Raw genomic sequence first — 16,901 nt, 5'->3', positions numbered from 1 at the left:
CCCCCGGGGATTGAGCGATCCAGCCGATGCGCACGGCGGCCCCGGTGAGGCTCAATGGAGTCATGAACGCCTTCATCACCGCAGCGGGAGCGTACCTCCCCGGGGACCCGGTCGGGAACGACGAGATCGCCGCGCGCCTCGGCGGCGTGGACGCGCGGGGGGACCGGCTGCGGCGCCGCATCCTCGCTGCCAACGGGATCGCCAAGCGGCACTACGCGCTCGACGAGCGCGGCCGCACCACCGAGCTGAACGAGGAGCTGGCCGCCGCCGCGCTCCGGTCGATGCTCGACGACCGCGGTCTCGGCCCCGCCGACCTCGACATGCTCGCCACCGCGACCACCCAGGGCGACCTGCTGGTGCCCGGGTTCGCGTCGATGGTGCACGGGCGCATCGGCGGCGGGCCGATGCAGCTCCTCTCGGCGGCCGGGGTGTGCGCCTCCGGGATCGCGGCCCTCGACGCGGCCGTCGCGAAAGTGCGGCTCGGCGACCGGCAGCGGGCGGCCGTGGTCGGCTCCGAGCTGGCGTCCCGGTGGCTGCGGGCCTCCCGGTTCAACGGCTCGCACGGCGCCAACGGCAGCGGCGGCAGCGACACCGACGCGCACTTCCTGCGCTGGATGCTCTCCGACGGGGCCGGGTCGGTGCTCGTGGAGGCCCGGCCGCGCCCCGACCGGCCCTCGCTGCGGGTCGACTGGGTCCGCACTGTCTCGCTCGCGCACGAGCACGCGGTGTGCATGCGCTCCGGGACCGACGGCGCCGCGCCCGAGGCGGGCCGGACCTGGCAGGACATGGGCAGCGCCGCCGCGGCCGAGCAGGCCGGGATGATGCTGCTGCGCCAAGACACGTCGGCGCTCGGGGCGCTCGCCGAGGCGGGGCTCAAGGAGTTCGCTTCGCTCGCGCAGCGCGGCCTCATCGACCTCAAGCGGCTCGACCACGTGCTGTGCCACTACTCGACGAACGCGTTCCGCGACATCGTGTTCGACCAGCTCGCGTCCACGGGCGCGCAGATCGACACCGGCCGGTGGTTCTCGAACCTGGAGACGCGCGGGAACACCGGGGCGGCCTCGATCTTCATCGCGCTGGAGGAGTGCTGGCGGACCGGGCGGTTCGAGCCGGGCCAGACCGTGCTCCTCGCGGTGCCAGAGTCGGGGCGGTTCTCGTTCGGGTTCGCGCACCTGACGTGCGTGGGACCCGAAGCGGCGCAGGCGGTCCAGGTGCCGGAGCGGGCCGCCGCGCCGGCCGCGGTGGTGCATGAGAAGGTGTCGCACGAGGCGGTGCTTCACGGGGCGGCGCCGACCTCGGACGGGAACGTGTTCGCGCGGCTCGACGCGGTGTGGGAGGACTTCGAGCGGCGCCTCGACGCCGTCCCGGTCATGCGGCGCCTCGCCGACGGGGAGTCCACCCTGGACGACTACCTGCGGCTGCTGTTCAACCTGCGCCAGCAGGTCGCCGACGGCGCGCGCTGGATCTCCCGCGCCGCCTCGAACTTCTCCGTGGACCACTTCGACCTGCGCAGCGCCGCGATCGGGCACGCCGCCGAGGAGCACCGCGACTTCATGATGATCGAGCGGGACTACGCCGCGTGCGGCGGCTCGATCGAGGCGATCCGCAACGGGCGCAAGAACATCGGCTCGGAGGCGCTGTCGGCGTACATGTTCCACGCCGCGAGCCTGCCGGACCCGGTCGGGCTCCTCGGCGCCATGTTCGTCATCGAAGGGCTCGGCACCGGGAAGGCCGCCGGGTGGGCCGCGCAGTTCCAGCAGCAGCTCGGCCTGCGCGACGACCAGGTGAGCTTCCTGGCCTACCACGGGGAGGCCGACGACGACCACTTCGCGAAGCTCCAGGCGATCCTCGCGTCACCGCGCATCGACGCCGCGGCGGCCGACGCGATCGTCTCCACCGCGAAGACCGTCGCCCGCCTGTACGCGCTCCAGCTCGAAGAGCTCGACAATGTCTGACCTCGCGGGGCCGCCGATCTGGGACGCCGTGACCGGGGACCCCTCGCTGGTCCTCGACCGCGAGACCGCCCGCAAGATCGCCGACGACCAGCGCCGCTGGACCCGCACCTGGCTGTACCCGGTCGCCCGGCCGGTCTCGCGGGTCCTGGCGCTGGTCATCCTGGTGCTCAAGCGGATCACGCCGGTGCGCTGGACCGCGCACCGGCTCATGGACCGGCTCTGCATCTGGTTCCTGCGCCGCTTCGTGTCCCCGCTCGCGGTCGAACTCCTCATCCGGCACTTCGTGATCGAGACGAACCTGCTCAACTTCATCGTCCGCAACACCGACACGGCGATCGAGCCGGTCGCACTGCGGCCCACCGACCTCGCGGGGCTCGGGGACGCGGCCGTCATCGAGCACGACGTCAACGTGTACGTGGTGCTCGCCGGGCTCGGGCCCGTCGCGCGCCGGGCCGACCCGGACTTCACGGGGCTCGACATCCCCGAGCTGGACGCCGAGCCGGAGCGGGTGCGGCTCATGCGGCTCGACATCCAGACCGCGCTGTGCCTCATGAACCTGCCGTTCGCCGCGTGCCTGACCCCCGAGGAGTACCGCCGTGCCGTCCACTCCATGCGGTTCGACGACTCGATCCTGGCGATCCTCGCCGAGATCACCGGCGACCCGACGTTCCTGCGGTGGTGCAACGGCGACCTGTCGGTGCGGGTCGACTCGAACGCGGACGTGCCGCACGCGGTGTACCGCCATGCCGTGATCTGCGAGTACGCGCACGAGCACCTGCGGCGGTTGGCGGCGCGGGCTTGACGTTCCATTCACGACGGTAAATGCCGCGCGTGCCCGCGGCATCGAGCGCGCTCGATATCGCCGGGTTCCGGCGGTCTGGACGCTTTCGCGCCTTCCGTGTCAAGAAGCCGTCAAGGCCGTTGACGCAGGTCATCCGCGGTGGTGCCCTTGAGGGAAGACGCGAATCGCAACCGGAGGTGGATGATGGAGCGCACTCCCTCGACCCCGTACTCCCGCGCCGGCGGCCTGGCCGCCCTCGGCGGTTCCATGCTCGTGGCCGGCTCGATGTTCCTCCCGTGGGCGGACGCCGGCGGAGGGACGGTGAACTACTGGGGGCTCGCGGACCTCGACGGCGTCGACGCGGACGCCGGCACCTACGGGCTCTCGCTCGCCCTGATCCCGCTGCTGGTGCTGTGGTGCGCGATGTTCTTCGCGTGGCGCACCCACGAGACCCGCATGGCCTGGGCCTTCGGCGGGTTCACCGGGGCGATGCTCCTCTACGGCGGCGACCTGCGCATCTCCGGCGACCTGCCCGCGGGCGGCCAGGGCTCCGGCGAAGTGGTCGCCGCGGTCGGCCTGCTGCTCCTGGCCGCGGGCTGCGTCATGGCGCTCGCCGCGAACGTTCCCGAGCCGGTGCAGGCCCGCCGGGAGTGGAAGGGATCGCTCTGACCGGCCGGTAGTCGCCCGCAGGCGGTGGTATGTCACATATGACGCGTGACGTGCCGCCGCCTGCGGTATGTCGGGCAACCGCAGCCGGTGGGGGCACCGCCGCCGTTCGGGAGGCGGGTCCGGCACCGTTGTGGGCGGACGATGCGGCGAGACGATGCGGCGACCGGTCGCCGGCTCGGCTGCCCGAGCAGGGGGCCGGACCGGGCGCCCGAACAGTGGAGGCCGGACCGGCGCCGGGCCTGTGACTCACTCGCCGAGGAGGCGGCGCTTGGCCGCGTCGAACTCCTCCTGGGTGAGGTGGCCGGCCGAGCGCAGGGCCGCGAGGCGTTCGAGTTCGGAGACGATCGAGCCGGACCCGGTGCGGGTGCTCGCGGAGGCCGCGGCAGTGGTGCTCGACGAGGTCTCCGCGGCGGGGGTGCCGGACCTGATCCACGGGAGGGCCACGCGCGCGTTCTCGGGGCGCGTCTCGCGGAAGACCGCGAACACGGGCTGGTCGATCCACTTGCGGTTGATGCGGACCCGCACGCTGTGGCGGCGGCCGTTGTGGGTGAACCGGAGGCTCGCCGTGCCGAAGCCGCTCGCCGCGGCGGTCTCGGCGGAGATCCCGCCGATCGGAGCCTCGGCCGCGCCGTAGTCGGTGAGCCGCGCCGGCACCCGCTGCGCGCCGAGCAGCCGCGCGCCGTACCCCGTGACCCTGAGTTCGGCGAGCAGGCCCAGGAGGGCGATCACCGCGGCGACGCCCGCGAGCGCGCCGACGATCCGCGACTCGGTGGCGACCTCGGAGGCAGCCAGGCCGTCCTCGGTGACGGCCGCGCTCCAGCCGCTCAAGGCCGCGAGGAGCCCCGCGAGCGCGGCAAGGCCGAATCCGAAGGCGCGGGCAAGCCCGGCGAGCATGATCGCGAGGACGACGTTGCAGATGATGCCGGCGACGGGCAGGAGCGAACGCCAGTCGTCGGTGGAGCACTCGCCGCCCCAGCACTCCCATTCGACGGTGTGGCCGACGCGCACGCCGGTCTCGATGAGCCACCAGCTGGCGGCGAGGAGGGCGGCGAGGAGCAGCGGGCCGAGGAGCACGGCGGCCGGGTTCCGGCGCTTGGCGTCCGGATGCGGGGTCGAGGGCACGGGTTCAGTATGGATCGCGCGCGCCCCCGGCGGCCACCGCAGGCGTGGAATCGCGGGAGTTGACCTCGAGTGCGCTCTAGGTTCTACGCTCGGGCCATGAGCACACCACAGCATGCGATCGGCTCCGGTTTCGGGGCCGCGACCACGGCCGCCGAGGTCCTCGACGGCATCGACCTGACCGGGAAGCGCGTCCTCGTCACCGGCGGCTACTCCGGGATCGGCCTGGAGACGACCCGCGCGCTCGCCGCCGCGGGCGCGAACGTCGTGGTCCCGGCGCGGCGGCCCGCGACCGCGAAGGAGGCCCTGGCGGGGATCGACGGGGTCGAGACCGACGGGCTCGACCTGGCCGACCTCGACAGCGTCGAGGCGTTCGCCGACAGGCGCCTCGCCGCCGGGGAGGGCTTCGACGCCGTCATCGACTCCGCCGGGGTCATGGCGAGCCCGGAGACCCGCGTCGGACCGGGCTGGGAGCTCCAGTTCGCCACCAACCACCTCGGGCACTTCGCGCTCGTGAACCGCTTGGCGCCCCTGCTGAACGAGGGCGCCCGCGTCGTCGCGGTGTCCTCGGGCGGCCACCGCCGCTCGCCGATCCGCTGGGACGACCCGCACTTCGAGCGCGGCTACGACCGCTGGGAGGCGTACGGCCAGTCCAAGACCGCGAACGTGCTGTTCGCCGTCCACCTCGACCGGCTCGGGAAGGAGCGGGGCGTGCGGGCGTTCGCGCTGCACCCCGGCGGCATCCTCACCCCGCTCCAGCGGCACGTCTCGCACGAGGACCAGGTGGCGCTGGGCTGGATCGACGAGGACGGCAACGCGGTCGCCGACTGGCTCAAGACGCCCGAGCAGGGCGCGGCCACCCAGACGTGGGCGGCGTTCTCGCCGCAGCTGGAGGGGATGGGCGGCGTGTACCTCGTGGACTGCGAGGTCGCCGAGGTGACCGAGGACGGTGGCGGGGTCGCGCCGTACGCGGTCGACCCCGAGGAGGCCGCGCTGCTGTGGGACTTCTCGGTGGAGCTCACCGGGGTCGACGGCTTCGGGCGCTGAAGTCGGCGCGACGCGCTAGTTTCGTACGGCCGCCCGGGTTCGGGCGGCCGTGCGTTTCGGTCCGAGGAGAGGTTCCGCATGGAGATCAACGAGCTGCTGGCCGACGCCTTCGGCCGGGTCCGGGGCGAGGTCGCGGAGGTGCTGGACGGGTTGTCGCAGGAGCACCTGGAGGCCCGGCCGGGGCCGGGCGCGAACTCGATCGCCTGGCTGGTGTGGCACATCGCGCGGGTCCAGGACGACCACGTGTCCGAGGCGGCCGGCCGGGAGCAGGCGTGGACGGACGGCGGCTGGGAGGAGCGCTTCGGCCTCGACCTGCCGCCGGGCGACACCGGGTACGGGCACACGCCGGAGCAGGTGGGGCGCGTCAGCGGCGTGTCGGGGGCGGACCTCCTCGCCTACTACGAGGCGGTGCACGCGCGGACCCTGGAGTACGTCTCCGGGCTGACCGCGGCCGACCTCGACCGGGTGGTGGACGTGAACTGGACGCCGCACGTGACGCTCGGCGTGCGCCTGGTCAGCGTCATCGACGACAACCAGCAGCACGGCGGCCAGGCCGCGTACGTGCGCGGGCTCGTCGCGGGCTGAGCGGTAGGTGCCGTTGCGGCGCAACGGCACCCCAAAGGCACGCCGTCTCAGCGGCCCGGCGTCGAGCGAGGTGCCGGTTGCGGTGCAGCCGCACCACTGCGCACACGGCAGCGGTCCGGCTCAGGCGCTGTCGCGGACGACGAGTTCGGTCGGGAGGACCACCGGTTCGACCTCGCGCTCTTCGAGGAGGTCGATGAGGAGGCGGACGGTCTCCTCGGCGACCTTGTCGAGGGGGTGGCGGACCGTGGTCAGGGCCGGGCGGGTCGCGGTGGCGATCACGGAGTCGTCGAAGCCGCCCACGGCCACGTCGTCGGGGACGCGCCGCCCGGCCGCGTGCAGGGCCTGGAGCGCCCCGGCGGCCATGAGGTCGGAGGCGACGAACACCGCGTCGATGTCGGGGACGGCCTCCAGGAGGCGCCGCATCGCGGCCTCCCCCGCGGCCTGCGTGTAGTCGCCGTGGACGACGAGCTGCTTGGCGGCCTTGCGGCCGAGCACGCCCGTGAACCCTTCCAGGCGCAGCGCCCCGCCGGGGGTGTCGAGCGGGCCGGTGATCATGCCGATCTTGCGGCGGCCCAGGTCGACGAGGTACTGGGTCATCGCGCGGGCGCCCCCGCGGTCGTCGGCCGCGGCGTACGGGATCACCGACTCGCGCCCGAGCACGGCGCCGCAGGCGACGGCGGGGATGCCGGAGCGCTCGATCTCGTCGAGCAGCGGGTCGCCCGCGTGCGTGGACACCAGCAGGGCCCCGTCGGCGTGGCCGCCGCGCAGGTAGCGGGCCACGCGGTCGCGGCCGCGGTCGTCCCCGGCGATCATGAGCACCAGCGACATGTCGCGCTCGGCGAGCTGGTTCGTGGCCACCCGCATGAGGACCGAGAAGTTCGGGTCCTCGAACAGGCGCTCCTGCGGCTCGGAGAGCACCATGACGATCGACCCGGTCCGGCTGGTCACGAGGCTGCGGGCCGCGCGGTTGACGACGTACCCGGTCTCGGCCACGGCACGGCGCACCGCCGTCTCCGCCGACAGCGAGACGTTCGACTTGCCGTTGAGGACCCGCGAGACCGTGCCGCGCGAGACGCCCGCGGCGTCGGCGACGTCGTGGATCGTCGGTCGTTTCCGTGCCAAGTTGCTCAACTCTCCCTTGTGCCTCAGTGCCATTATGTCCCCGCCCGGCGATAGGGCGGGGCCGCGGCTCGCGCCGCCGGACCGGTGGGGCCGCCCAAGGGGGGTGACGGCCTCGCGGTCCGTTGAACGAAGCGGGGCGGCGTCACGCCGCCGGGGCCGCGCCGGTCCCGTCGCCGAGCGCGCGCAGCGAGGGCAGCGCGTTCCCGTCGAAGTCGAACAGGCCCTGGTTGGCCCAGGAGTTCCCGGCCTCGTCCACGACGTCGTCGCCGTACTCCATCCCGGCGCGCGAGGCCCAGGTGGTGCCCGCGACCGGGAGCCACGCGGGCTCCCAGTAGACGATCCCGAGGCCGCCGGGAACGCCCGCGACCACGTCGTAGAGGTCCCTCAGGAACGCGGCCTGGCCCGCCGGGGACGCCTCGTAGCCGCCGGTCCGGGCCATCGGGGACTTGAAGACCTGGAAGTGCCCCTCGGGCTCCTCCCCCGTCCACGCGTACGCGGTCTCCACGACCGCGAGCTCCTTGCCGTAGCGGGCGGCGAGGTCGTTCATGTTCTCGCCCAGGTCCTTCAGGGTCCCGTGCCAGTACGGGTAGTAGGACAGGCCGATGACGTCGAAGTCGACGCCGCGCGCGGTCGCCTGGTCGAACCAGCCGCGGTAGAGCTCGTTGGCGCCGCCGAAGTCCAGGTGCAGCGCGACCTTCGCGTCCCCGGCGGCGCGGACCGCCGCGACGCCGGCCTTGAGGAGCCCCGCGAGGCGGTCCCACGCGGCCGGGTCCTCGCCCGCGAAGCGGCGCTCCCGGTCGAGGAACCTCGGGGTCTTTCCCGCTGGCCAGAGCATCCCGTTGGTGATCTCGTTGCCGACCTGGACCATGTCGGGGGCGGCTCCGGCCGCGGCGAGGGCGGCGAGGACCTCGGCGGTCCAGTCGTGCACGCGCGCTTCGAGGTCGGCGCCGGCGAGGCCGCGCCACGCCTTCGGCGTCGACTGCTTCTTCGGGTCGGTCCAGAAGTCCGAGTAGTGCAGGTCGAGCAGGAGGTGCTGGCCCGCCGCCTTCGCGCGGCGGGCCAGCGCGACCGTGGTCGCCAGGTCGTTGGTGCCGCCCATGTACGGCTCGCCGGACTCGTCGCGCGGGTCGACCCACAGGCGCAGGCGGATCCAGTTGACGCCGTGGTCGGCGAGGAGCCCGAACAGGTCCCGCGCGGTCCCGTCGGCGGTGAAGACCGCGCCGCGCTCCTCGATCTCGGCGGTCATGGAGACGTCGGCACCCCGCATGGGCAGCATTCGTTCTATCCCTTCTCGGCGCCGGCGGACGCGCCGGTCACCAGGTAGCGCTGGAGGACGATGTAGAGGATGGTGATCGGGACCGCGAGGATGACCGCGCCGGCGGCGAAGGTCGTGAACGCGTTCTGGTAGACGTCCTCGATCATGGCGAACAGGCCGAGCGCGACCGTCTGCTTCTCGGGGCTCTGGAGCAGCAGGGCCGGGAGGATGAAGTCCATCCACGGCATCGTGAACTGCGTGATCGCCACGAAGGTGAGCATGGGGCGCATGAGCGGCAGGACGATCTTGACGAAGATCGTCCAGCGGCTGGCGCCGTCGATCGCGGCGGCCTCGTCGAGGCTCGCGGGCAGGTTGTCGGTGTAGCCCTTCATGAGCCACGTGTTGTACGGGAGGGCGGCGGCGATGCTCACGAGGGCGAGGCCGGTGAGGGAGTCGAGCAGCCCGAAGTTGAGGAACAGCATGTAGACGGCGATGGCGGTGAGGAAGGTCGGGAACATCTGGAGGATGAGGATGCCCAGCAGCCCGGCCTTGCGGCCCTTGAACCTGATGCGGGAGAACACGTAGCCGCACAGGGCGGAGAGGACGACCGAGCCGGCCATGTTGAGGGTGGCGACGTACAGGGAGTTGAGGTACCAGCGCCCGTAGTCGGTCTCGGTGAAGAGGCTGACGTAGTGGTCGAGGGTCGCGTCCTCGGGGATGGGGCTGGCGTTGGCGAGGCCGGTGCCGGGGCTGAAGGAGGCGCCGACGATCCACAGCAGCGGGAAGATCACGATGACGGCGACGACCAGCAGTTCCAGGTGGAGGAAGGCGCTGGCGACGCGTTCGGCGCGGGGTGAGGTGCGGCGGCGTCGGCGGGCCGCGCGGGCGCGGTCCGCGGGCGTGTCGAGTGCGGTGGTCATTGGATCAGAGCTCCCGGATCGCCTTGGAGCGGTTGAGGTTCCACACCGAGATGGTGCCGACGATGACGAAGATGAGCATGCTCATCACCGCGCCGATGTTGTAGAGGCGGTTGTCGAGGGTGAGGTTGAACAGCCAGGTGATGAGCAGGTCGGTGCTCCCGGCGAAGCGGTAGTCGGCGTTGTCGGGGCCGCCCTGGGTGAGGAAGTAGATGACGCCGAAGTTGTTGAAGTTGGAGACGAACGCGAGGATGAGCAGCGGCGCGACGGTGCGGTGCACCACCGGAAAGGTGATGTGGCGCAGCTGCTGGAGCGGGCCGGCGCCGTCCATGCGGGCGGCCTCGTAGTAGCTGTCGGGGATGTTGGTGAGGACGCCGCCGACGAGGGCCATGAAGAACGGGAAGCCGAGCCACAGGTTGACCAGGAGCGCGACGCCGCGGGCGAGATTGGGGTGGGAGGGGTCGGTGAACCAGTAGACGCGCTCGTCGGTGAGGCCGGTGTCCATGAGCCACTGGCTGATCGGCCCGAACTGGCCGTTGAACATGGAGCGGAACACCAGGGCCGAGACGATGCCGGGGACGGCCCACGGGAGCAGGAACACCGAGCGCCACACCCGCGGGAACTTCACCTTCCGGTTGGCCAGGAGCACCGCTTGGAGGAATCCGGCGGCGTAGGTGGTGGCGGTGGCGACGACGGCCCACACGAAGGTCCAGCCGAGGACGCCGACGAACGTGGCGGTCCAGGAGGGGACGGCGAAGATGGTCGCGAAGTTCTCGAAGCCGACCCAGTTGACGAGGTTCTTGGGCGGCAGGTTGTCGCGGTTGTAGTCGGTGAAGGCGACGAGGATGCCGAAGAGCACCGGCAGGACCGACATGAAGACCATGAGGACCAGGCCGGGCGAGAGCACGATGTACGCGAAGGCGCCCTCCCAGACACGCTTGAAGTAGGCGCGGGAGGTCTCGCGCGCGCCGCCGGAGGCGAGGGCGCGGCGGTAGGCGTGGGCGTCGCGGACGCTCCAGACCCACACGATCGCCAGGAGCGCGAGAGTGAGGAGGCTGATGAGGCCGTTGGCCATGAGGACGATCGAGTTGTCGCCCTCGGAGAGGCCGGTGACGGTCATCTGGCGCGGCTGCGTGCCGAGCGTGAACAGGCCCCACAGGCCCTTGACGAAGAACCCGCCGTTGGTGCGCGGCGCGTAGTCCATCCCGGCGTAGTAGTTGCCGGTGCCCATCTCCCAGCCGATGAGGGCGGCGAAGAAGGCGAAGAAGAAGGCGGCCTTGCCCGCCTGGCGGTTGAGCAGCTGGCCGGCGCCCCACACCAGTGCCGAGGCGAGGCCCGGCACCGGTGCGGGCGGCCCGCTGGTCTTCTGAGCGGTGCTCATCGGCGTCGTCGTCCCCGTTTACAGGCCGGCGAGTTCGTCGTACCCGGCGACGGCGGCCGCGGCCGCGTCGGCGGAGGACGAGAGGTCGTCCCAGACGGCGACGGTCATCTCGTTCGCGGTGGACCAGAAGTACTCGGGGAGCTGCGGGAAGAGGTCGGCCTGGGCGCCCTGGGCGACGATGCCGGCGACGTGCGGGTCCTCGGCGAGGCCGGCGATGCCGGTGAGCAGGTCGGGATTGAGGGCCGGGATCTGGCCGGTGGTGGCGTAGAGGGCGGCGGCGCCGGCGTCGGAGGCGAGGAAGTTCGCGAAGACGCGCGCGGCGGCCGGGTACTCGGTGTACGCGGAGACGGCGATGACGTGCATGCCGGCGAAGGAGGAGGCCGGGTCGCCGGAGGCGGCGGCGGGGATGGGGGTGACCCCGTACTCGAAGCCGTTCTCGGCGGCGCCGGCGTCGAAGGCGCTGAAGGCCCAGGGGCCGGTGATGATGTACGGCGTGTTGCCGGCGGCGAACTCGGCCTCGACGGTCTCGGGGGTGGCGTCGGCGCTGGGGACGTCCCAGATGCCGCGCAGTCCCTTGTAGTAGTCGAGGGCCTCGGCCAGCGCGGGGTCGTCGAAGCCGGGCTCGTTCACGTCGCCGCCGGGGTACGCCTGCCAGCCCATGGAGGAGAGCACGGAGTAGGAGTAGTAGATCTCGCCGGGGACCCAGCGGATGGTCCAGGTGTTGGCGGCCGGGTCGTTGTAGTCGGCGGCGACGGCCTGGATGTCCTCCCAGGTGGTCGCGGGCTCGGGGGAGCCGGTGACGGTCTGGAGGAGGGTCTTGTTGTACATCAGGGCGATGGACTCGGTGGTGACGGGGACGGCGTAGATCTGGCCGTCGTCGCCGGTGACGGCGCTGAGGAAGTTCTCGGCCATGCGTCCCTTGAGGACGGACTCGTACTCGCCGAGGGGTGCGGCGGTGCCCTCTTCGATGGCGCGGGCGACCTGGTCGTAGAAGCTCATGAAGACGTCGCCGCCGTTGCCGGCCTCGCCGGCGAGGGACATCTCGTTGACGGCGTCGTTCTGGGCGACGAGCTCGTACTCGAACCGGATGTCGGGGTAGACGTCCTTGAACGCCTCCTTGAACGCGGCGATCTGCGCGTTGGCGAGGTCCTCGTTCTCGAACCAGAGCTTGAGGGGGACCTCGCCGGAGGCGATCTCGTCCTCGATGACGTACTGCTGCGCGTCCGCGTCCCACTCGAGGCCGCCGGACGCGGCCTCCTCTTCCTCGGGGCCGCCGCAGGCGGCGAGGGCCCCGGCGGCGGCGACGCCGCCGCCCGCGGCGAGGAGGTGGCGCCGGTTCATCGAGAGTCCTGCGTGAGCACCGTTGCTGCGCATGTCAAGTCCTTGTCTGGGTGAGAGGGTGCCCGGTGCGCGCTGGGCCAAGTCGGCGCGCCTCGGGACTGTGAACGTTTACACGAATCTAGCGACTCACGTCGCAGTTAGCAACATATCTATGTCCGATCACGTCCGTTTCACGTGGAACGTACCTCATGAAACGATCACAATTTCGAAACGAGTGCCGACTGGATCACAGGTTGCATGGTCGCAGGCCGTGGAGTACTGTGCACGTTCACAGGCATTTGTGCAAGGAACCCCACAGGAGACCGCGGTGCAGACCATTCGCTACGGAGGCGACTACAACCCCGAACAGTGGCCCGAGGAGGTCTGGCGCGAGGACGTGCGCCTGATGCGCGAGGCGGGCGTCGACCTTGTCAGCCTCGGCGTCTTCAACTGGGGGATCATCGAACCCGCCCCGGGCGAGTACGACTGGAGCGGCCTCGACGAAGTGGTGGAGCTGCTGCACGGCAACGGGATCGGGGTGAACCTCGGGACCCCCACCTCCTCTCCCCCGGCGTGGCTGCGCCGGGCGCACCCCGAGATCCGCCTCGTCGACGCCGAGGGCCGGACCCTCGCCGGGGGCTCGCGCCACGGCGTGTGCCCCTCCGCCCCGGCCTACCGGGACGCGTGCGAGTCCATCGTGGACCAGTTGGCGCGGCGGTACGGGACGCACCCGGCGGTCGAGCTGTGGCACGTGCACAACGAGTACGGCTGGGCCAATGTGGAGTGCTACTGCGAGGCGTCCACCGCGGCGTTCCAGGCGTGGCTGGCGGACAAGTACGGCGAGGTGGACCGCCTCAACGACGCGTGGGGCACCGCGTTCTGGGGCCTGGTGTACCGGTCCTTCGACCAGGTCGAGGCCCCCGCCGCCGCGCCGCCCGGCGTCAACCCCGCCCTCCAGCTCGACTGGAAGCGGTTCTCCAACGACGAGCACATCGCCAACTACCGGCTCCAGCGCGAGACCATCGCGCGCCACTCCCCCGTGCCGGCGACCACGAACTTCATGATCCCCAACTGCGAGGGCATGGACTACTGGCGCTGGGCCGGCGCCGTGGACGTCGTGTCCAACAACCACTACCTCATCGCCGAGCGCGAGGACCACCAGATCGAGCTGGCGATGAGCGCCGACCTCACCCGGGCCGTCGCGGGCGGCCCGTGGATGGTCATGGAGCACTCCACGTCCGCGGTGAACTGGCAGCCGCGCAACATCGCCAAGACCCCCGGCGAGCTGCGCCGCAACTCGCTCGCGCACGTCGCGCGCGGCGCCGACGGGCTCATGTTCTTCCAGTGGCGGGCCTCCCGGGCCGGCGCCGAGAAGTTCCACTCCGCGATGGTCCCCCACGGCGGCACCGACACCGGGGTGTGGCGCGACGTCACCGCACTCGGGAACGACCTCAAGCGACTGTCCGACGTGGTCGGCAGCGGCGTGGAGGCCGACGTGGCGGTCCTGTGGGACTGGGAGTCCTGGTGGGCGCTCGAACTCGAATGGCGCCCCTCGGTGGACCTGCGGTACCGCGAGCGCGTCGAGGCGTACTACGCGGCCCTGTGGCGCCAGCACGTCACCGTCGACTTCGCCCACCCCGAGGCCGACCTGTCGGGCTACCGGCTCGTCGTGGCGCCCTCCTCCTACGTGCTCACCGACGCCGCGTCGAAGAACCTGCGCGGGTACGTCGAGAACGGCGGCCACCTGCTGGTCTCGTACTTCTCCGGGATCGTCGACGAGCACGACACCGTCCACCCCGGCGCCCACCCCGGGGCGCTGCGCGAGACCCTCGGCCTGTGGATCGAGGAGTTCCACCCGCTCCACGAAGGCGAGGCCCTCGGCCTCGAATCGGCCTCCGGCACCGGCCTCGGCGGCGTGTGGGCGGGCCGCATCTGGTCCGAGCACGTGCGCCTCGACGGCGCCGAGGCCGTGGCGCGCTTCGCCTCCGGGCCCGACGAGGGCCGCCCGGCGCTCACCCGGCACGACCTCGGCCGCGGCACCGCCTGGTACGCCGCGACCGCGCTCGACGAGTCCACCGGCCTGAACGAACTCCTCGCGACCGCCCTCGACGCCGCCGGTGTGCAACGGCTGCAAGGGGTCCCCGAGAACGTCGAGGTGGTGCGCCGCGGCGGCCACCGGTTCCTCATCAACCACACCGGACAGGACGTCCAGGTGCCCGGGAGCGGCGTGGACGCCCTCGACGGCACCGCGTACGACGGCCGCGTCACCGTCCCCGCCGGAGCGGTCGTGGTCCTCGCCGACGCCTAGACCCCGGCGGCCCCGCACCCCCGCGGGGCCGCCGCCCCTCGAATCACCAACAGGGAGATCTCAATGAAGAGAAGAACCGCCCTCACGGCCGCCGTGGCCGCCCCGGCACTCGCTGTCCTCGGCAGCGGCACCGCGGCCTCGGCGCAGACCGCGTTCGCCCGCGGCGCCGACATCTCCAGCCTGGCGAAGTCCGAAGCGCTCGGCGGCACCTACATGTGGTCCGACGGCTGGCGCGAGGACGCGATCTGGATCCTCCAGAAGAGCGGCGTCAACTGGATCCGCCTCAAGGTGTGGGTGAACCCCGCCGACGGCTACAACAACAAGACCCACGTCGTGAACGTCGCCCGGCGCGCCCGGGCCGCGGGCCTCAACGTGCTCGTCGACTTCCACTACTCCGACTCCTGGGCCGACCCCGGCCAGCAGACCAAACCCGCGGCCTGGGCGAACTACAGTGTCGCGCAGCTGAAGACCGCGGTCTACAACCACACCGCCGACGTCCTCGGCGCGATGGTCGCCGCGGGTGCGGCCCCGCAGATGGTGCAGGTCGGCAACGAGCTCAACGGCGGGATGCTGTGGCCCACCGGCCGCTACGACCAGCTCGACAACCTCGCGCAGTTCCTGATCTCCGGCGCGAACGCCGTCCGCGCGACGGTGCCGGCCGCGAAGGTCATGCTGCACCTGGCCGAAGGCGGCAACAACTCGCTGTTCCGGTGGTTCTTCGACGCGATGCGGGCCCGCGGCGTCACGTGGGACGCCATCGGCGCCTCGTACTACCCCTACTGGCACGGCTCGCTCTCGGGCCTCCAGTCCAACCTGAACGACGTGGCCTCGCGGTACGCCAAGCCCGTCTACGTCGTCGAGACCGCGTACCCGTTCACCGCGAGCGACAGCGACGGGTTCGCGAACATCGTCTCGGCGGCCACGCCGGTATCCGGCTACCCGGCGAGCACCACCGGCCAGTCCAACATGCTCAAGGCGATCGCTAACGTCGTCAAGGCCGTCCCGAACGGCCGCGGCGCGGGCGTGTTCTGGTGGGAGGCCACCTGGACCGCCGTCAGGGGCAACGGCTGGGACCCCGCGGACCCGAGCAGCGGCAACGGCTGGGAGAACCAGGCGCTGTTCGACTACGCGTGGAAGGTGACTCCCGCGCTCAAGACCCTCGGCACCCTGTAGACCCTCCTCCGACCCCGGTCGGGGCCGGCCGCCGCGGCGCACTCCGCGGCGGCCGGCCCCCGGAACCCCCTCCAGCGCAAGACCTCACGACAGCAGGCCCCTCAGCAGAAAGCGAACCCATGAAACGCAGAACCGCACTCACCGCCGCCGGGATCGGCGCCCTCGGCGTCGCCGCCGCCTCGGCCACGCCGGCCCTCGCCGAGGCGCTGGGCGACCGGCCCGGCGGGAGGCCCGGGAAGTTCGTGCGCGGCGCCGACATCTCCGGGCTCCTCAAGAACGAGGACTTCGGCGCGGTGTACCGCAAGGCCAACGGCCGCACCGGCGACGCCGTCAAGATCCTCGCCGACAGCGGGGTCGACACGATCCGGGCCAAGGTCTGGGTCGACCCCGTCGACGGCTACAACACCAAGGAGCGGGTGGTCGAGCTCGGCAAGCGCGTGAAGCGCGCCGGGATGGACCTCTTCGTCGACTTCCACTACTCCGACGCGTGGGCCGACCCCGGCAAGCAGAACAAGCCCGCGGCCTGGGCCGAACTCGCCTTCGAGGACCTGGTGGCGGCCGTGTACGACCACACCGCCGACGTCCTCGGCGCCCTCAAGCGGGCCGGGGTGAAGCCGACGCTCGTGCAGATCGGCAACGAGACCAACGGCGGGCTGCTGTGGCCCGACGGCCGGTGGGACCAGCTGGAGCAGATGGGGCGGCTCCTCGCCGCCGGATGCGACGCCGTGCACGACACCGTCCCCGGCGCCAAGGCGATGCTGCACCTCGCCGAGGGCGGGAACAACGGGGCGTTCCGGTGGTTCTTCGACAACGCGGTGGCGAACGGCGTCGAGTTCGACGCGATCGGGGCCTCGTACTACCCGTACTGGCACGGGCCGCTCGCCGGGCTCGAGGCGAACCTGAACGACGTCGCGGAGCGGTACGGGAAGCCGATCTACGTGGTCGAGACCGCGTACCCCTTCACCACCGGGGACGCCGACGGGTTCGCGAACATCATCACCGACCCCGAGCCGGTGGCCGGGTACCCGTCGAGTCCGGAGAACCAGACGTACTGGCTGGAGCAGGTCGCCGAGGTCGTCAAGAACGTGCCGGGCGGGCTCGGGCGCGGCGTCGTGTGGTGGGAGGCCACCTGGACCGGCGTCGAAGGCGCGGGCTGGGACCCGGCCGACCCCGCGAGCGGGAACGGCTGGGAGAACCAGGCGCTGTTCGACTTCGACGGGAAGCCGCTGCCGGGGTTGCGGACCTTGGGCAAGCTGTAGGGGAAGACCC

At 71.9% G+C, this 16,901-nt stretch carries 14 protein-coding genes; 8 read left to right on the top strand and 6 right to left on the bottom strand.

The genetic code is table 11. The annotated features are described in order from the left end of the window. Nucleotides 1–62: 62 nt before the first annotated feature. From BLS99_RS05640 to BLS99_RS05630, 3 genes are all read left to right on the top strand, one after another. Nucleotides 63–1,955: a 3-oxoacyl-[acyl-carrier-protein] synthase III C-terminal domain-containing protein gene (locus BLS99_RS05640; RefSeq protein WP_091045179.1), complete on the top strand. Its 1,893-nt coding sequence runs from the start codon at nucleotides 63–65 to the stop codon at nucleotides 1,953–1,955. Then, entirely contained in the window at nucleotides 1,948–2,757 is an 810-nt protein-coding gene (locus BLS99_RS05635; RefSeq protein WP_091045177.1) for a DUF6999 family protein, read from the top strand. Before BLS99_RS05640 ends, BLS99_RS05635 begins: the two co-directional genes overlap by 8 nt. A 183-nt stretch (nucleotides 2,758–2,940) precedes the next feature. Further along, nucleotides 2,941–3,405, top strand: a complete 465-nt coding sequence (locus BLS99_RS05630; RefSeq protein ID WP_091045174.1) for a hypothetical protein — start codon at nucleotides 2,941–2,943, stop codon at nucleotides 3,403–3,405. Between the two features lie 246 nt (nucleotides 3,406–3,651). Here BLS99_RS05630 and BLS99_RS05625 read toward each other — a convergent pair whose 3' ends face one another. Continuing rightward, nucleotides 3,652–4,527 carry an SHOCT domain-containing protein gene (locus BLS99_RS05625; RefSeq protein ID WP_091045171.1) on the bottom strand — a complete coding sequence of 292 codons (876 nt, stop codon included), beginning with the start codon at nucleotides 4,525–4,527 and terminating at the stop codon, nucleotides 3,652–3,654. A 96-nt stretch (nucleotides 4,528–4,623) separates the two neighbouring features. Here BLS99_RS05625 and BLS99_RS05620 point away from each other — a divergent pair, with 96 nt between their 5' ends. Together BLS99_RS05620 and BLS99_RS05615 are read left to right on the top strand one after the other, a co-directional pair. Then, nucleotides 4,624–5,571, top strand: a complete 948-nt coding sequence (locus tag BLS99_RS05620) for an SDR family NAD(P)-dependent oxidoreductase (protein ID WP_091045168.1) — start codon at nucleotides 4,624–4,626, stop codon at nucleotides 5,569–5,571. A 78-nt stretch (nucleotides 5,572–5,649) separates the two neighbouring features. Then, nucleotides 5,650–6,156 carry a mycothiol transferase gene (locus BLS99_RS05615; RefSeq protein WP_091045165.1) on the top strand — a complete coding sequence of 169 codons (507 nt, stop codon included), beginning with the start codon at nucleotides 5,650–5,652 and terminating at the stop codon, nucleotides 6,154–6,156. Between the two features lie 120 nt (nucleotides 6,157–6,276). Here the strand turns inward: BLS99_RS05615 and BLS99_RS05610 are convergent, their stop codons facing one another. The 5 genes from BLS99_RS05610 to BLS99_RS05590 all read right to left on the bottom strand — a co-directional run bounded on the left by BLS99_RS05610 (nucleotide 6,277) and on the right by BLS99_RS05590 (nucleotide 12,205). Next, the gene (locus BLS99_RS05610) at nucleotides 6,277–7,311 is read right to left on the bottom strand and encodes a LacI family DNA-binding transcriptional regulator (RefSeq protein WP_091045162.1); all 1,035 of its coding nucleotides are present in this window, start codon (nucleotides 7,309–7,311) and stop codon (nucleotides 6,277–6,279) included. A 109-nt stretch (nucleotides 7,312–7,420) separates the two neighbouring features. After that, nucleotides 7,421–8,554 (bottom strand): glycoside hydrolase family 53 protein, encoded by a 1,134-nt coding sequence (locus BLS99_RS05605; RefSeq protein WP_091045159.1) that lies wholly within the window; start codon nucleotides 8,552–8,554, stop codon nucleotides 7,421–7,423. 5 nt (nucleotides 8,555–8,559) lie between these two features. Continuing rightward, complete coding sequence (locus BLS99_RS05600) at nucleotides 8,560–9,453, bottom strand: sugar ABC transporter permease (RefSeq protein WP_091045157.1); 894 nt, start codon at nucleotides 9,451–9,453, stop codon at nucleotides 8,560–8,562. Nucleotides 9,454–9,457: 4 nt separating this feature from the next. Further along, nucleotides 9,458–10,831, bottom strand: coding sequence for a carbohydrate ABC transporter permease (locus tag BLS99_RS05595; protein ID WP_091045154.1), 1,374 nt, complete (start codon nucleotides 10,829–10,831; stop codon nucleotides 9,458–9,460). Nucleotides 10,832–10,849: 18 nt separating this feature from the next. Continuing rightward, nucleotides 10,850–12,205 (bottom strand): extracellular solute-binding protein, encoded by a 1,356-nt coding sequence (locus BLS99_RS05590; protein ID WP_091045150.1) that lies wholly within the window; start codon nucleotides 12,203–12,205, stop codon nucleotides 10,850–10,852. A gap of 274 nt (nucleotides 12,206–12,479) precedes the next feature. Here BLS99_RS05590 and BLS99_RS05585 point away from each other — a divergent pair, with 274 nt between their 5' ends. The 3 genes from BLS99_RS05585 (at nucleotide 12,480) to BLS99_RS05575 (ending at nucleotide 16,891) form a co-directional block, all read left to right on the top strand. Then, a complete protein-coding gene (locus BLS99_RS05585; RefSeq protein WP_218126299.1) occupies nucleotides 12,480–14,459 on the top strand; it encodes a beta-galactosidase in 1,980 nt (659 codons plus the stop codon). A 63-nt stretch (nucleotides 14,460–14,522) separates the two neighbouring features. Continuing rightward, nucleotides 14,523–15,632 (top strand): glycoside hydrolase family 53 protein, encoded by a 1,110-nt coding sequence (locus tag BLS99_RS05580; protein WP_091045143.1) that lies wholly within the window; start codon nucleotides 14,523–14,525, stop codon nucleotides 15,630–15,632. Nucleotides 15,633–15,751: 119 nt separating this feature from the next. Then, nucleotides 15,752–16,891, top strand: a complete 1,140-nt coding sequence (locus BLS99_RS05575; protein WP_091045139.1) for a glycoside hydrolase family 53 protein — start codon at nucleotides 15,752–15,754, stop codon at nucleotides 16,889–16,891. The last annotated feature ends 10 nt before the right edge of the window (nucleotides 16,892–16,901 follow it).

This window comes from Glycomyces sambucus (assembly GCF_900102815.1).
Lineage (GTDB): Bacteria > Actinomycetota > Actinomycetes > Mycobacteriales > Micromonosporaceae > Glycomyces > Glycomyces sambucus.
Note: the sequence above shows the minus strand (reverse complement) of the source record. Positions and strands in the feature narration are given on the sequence as shown.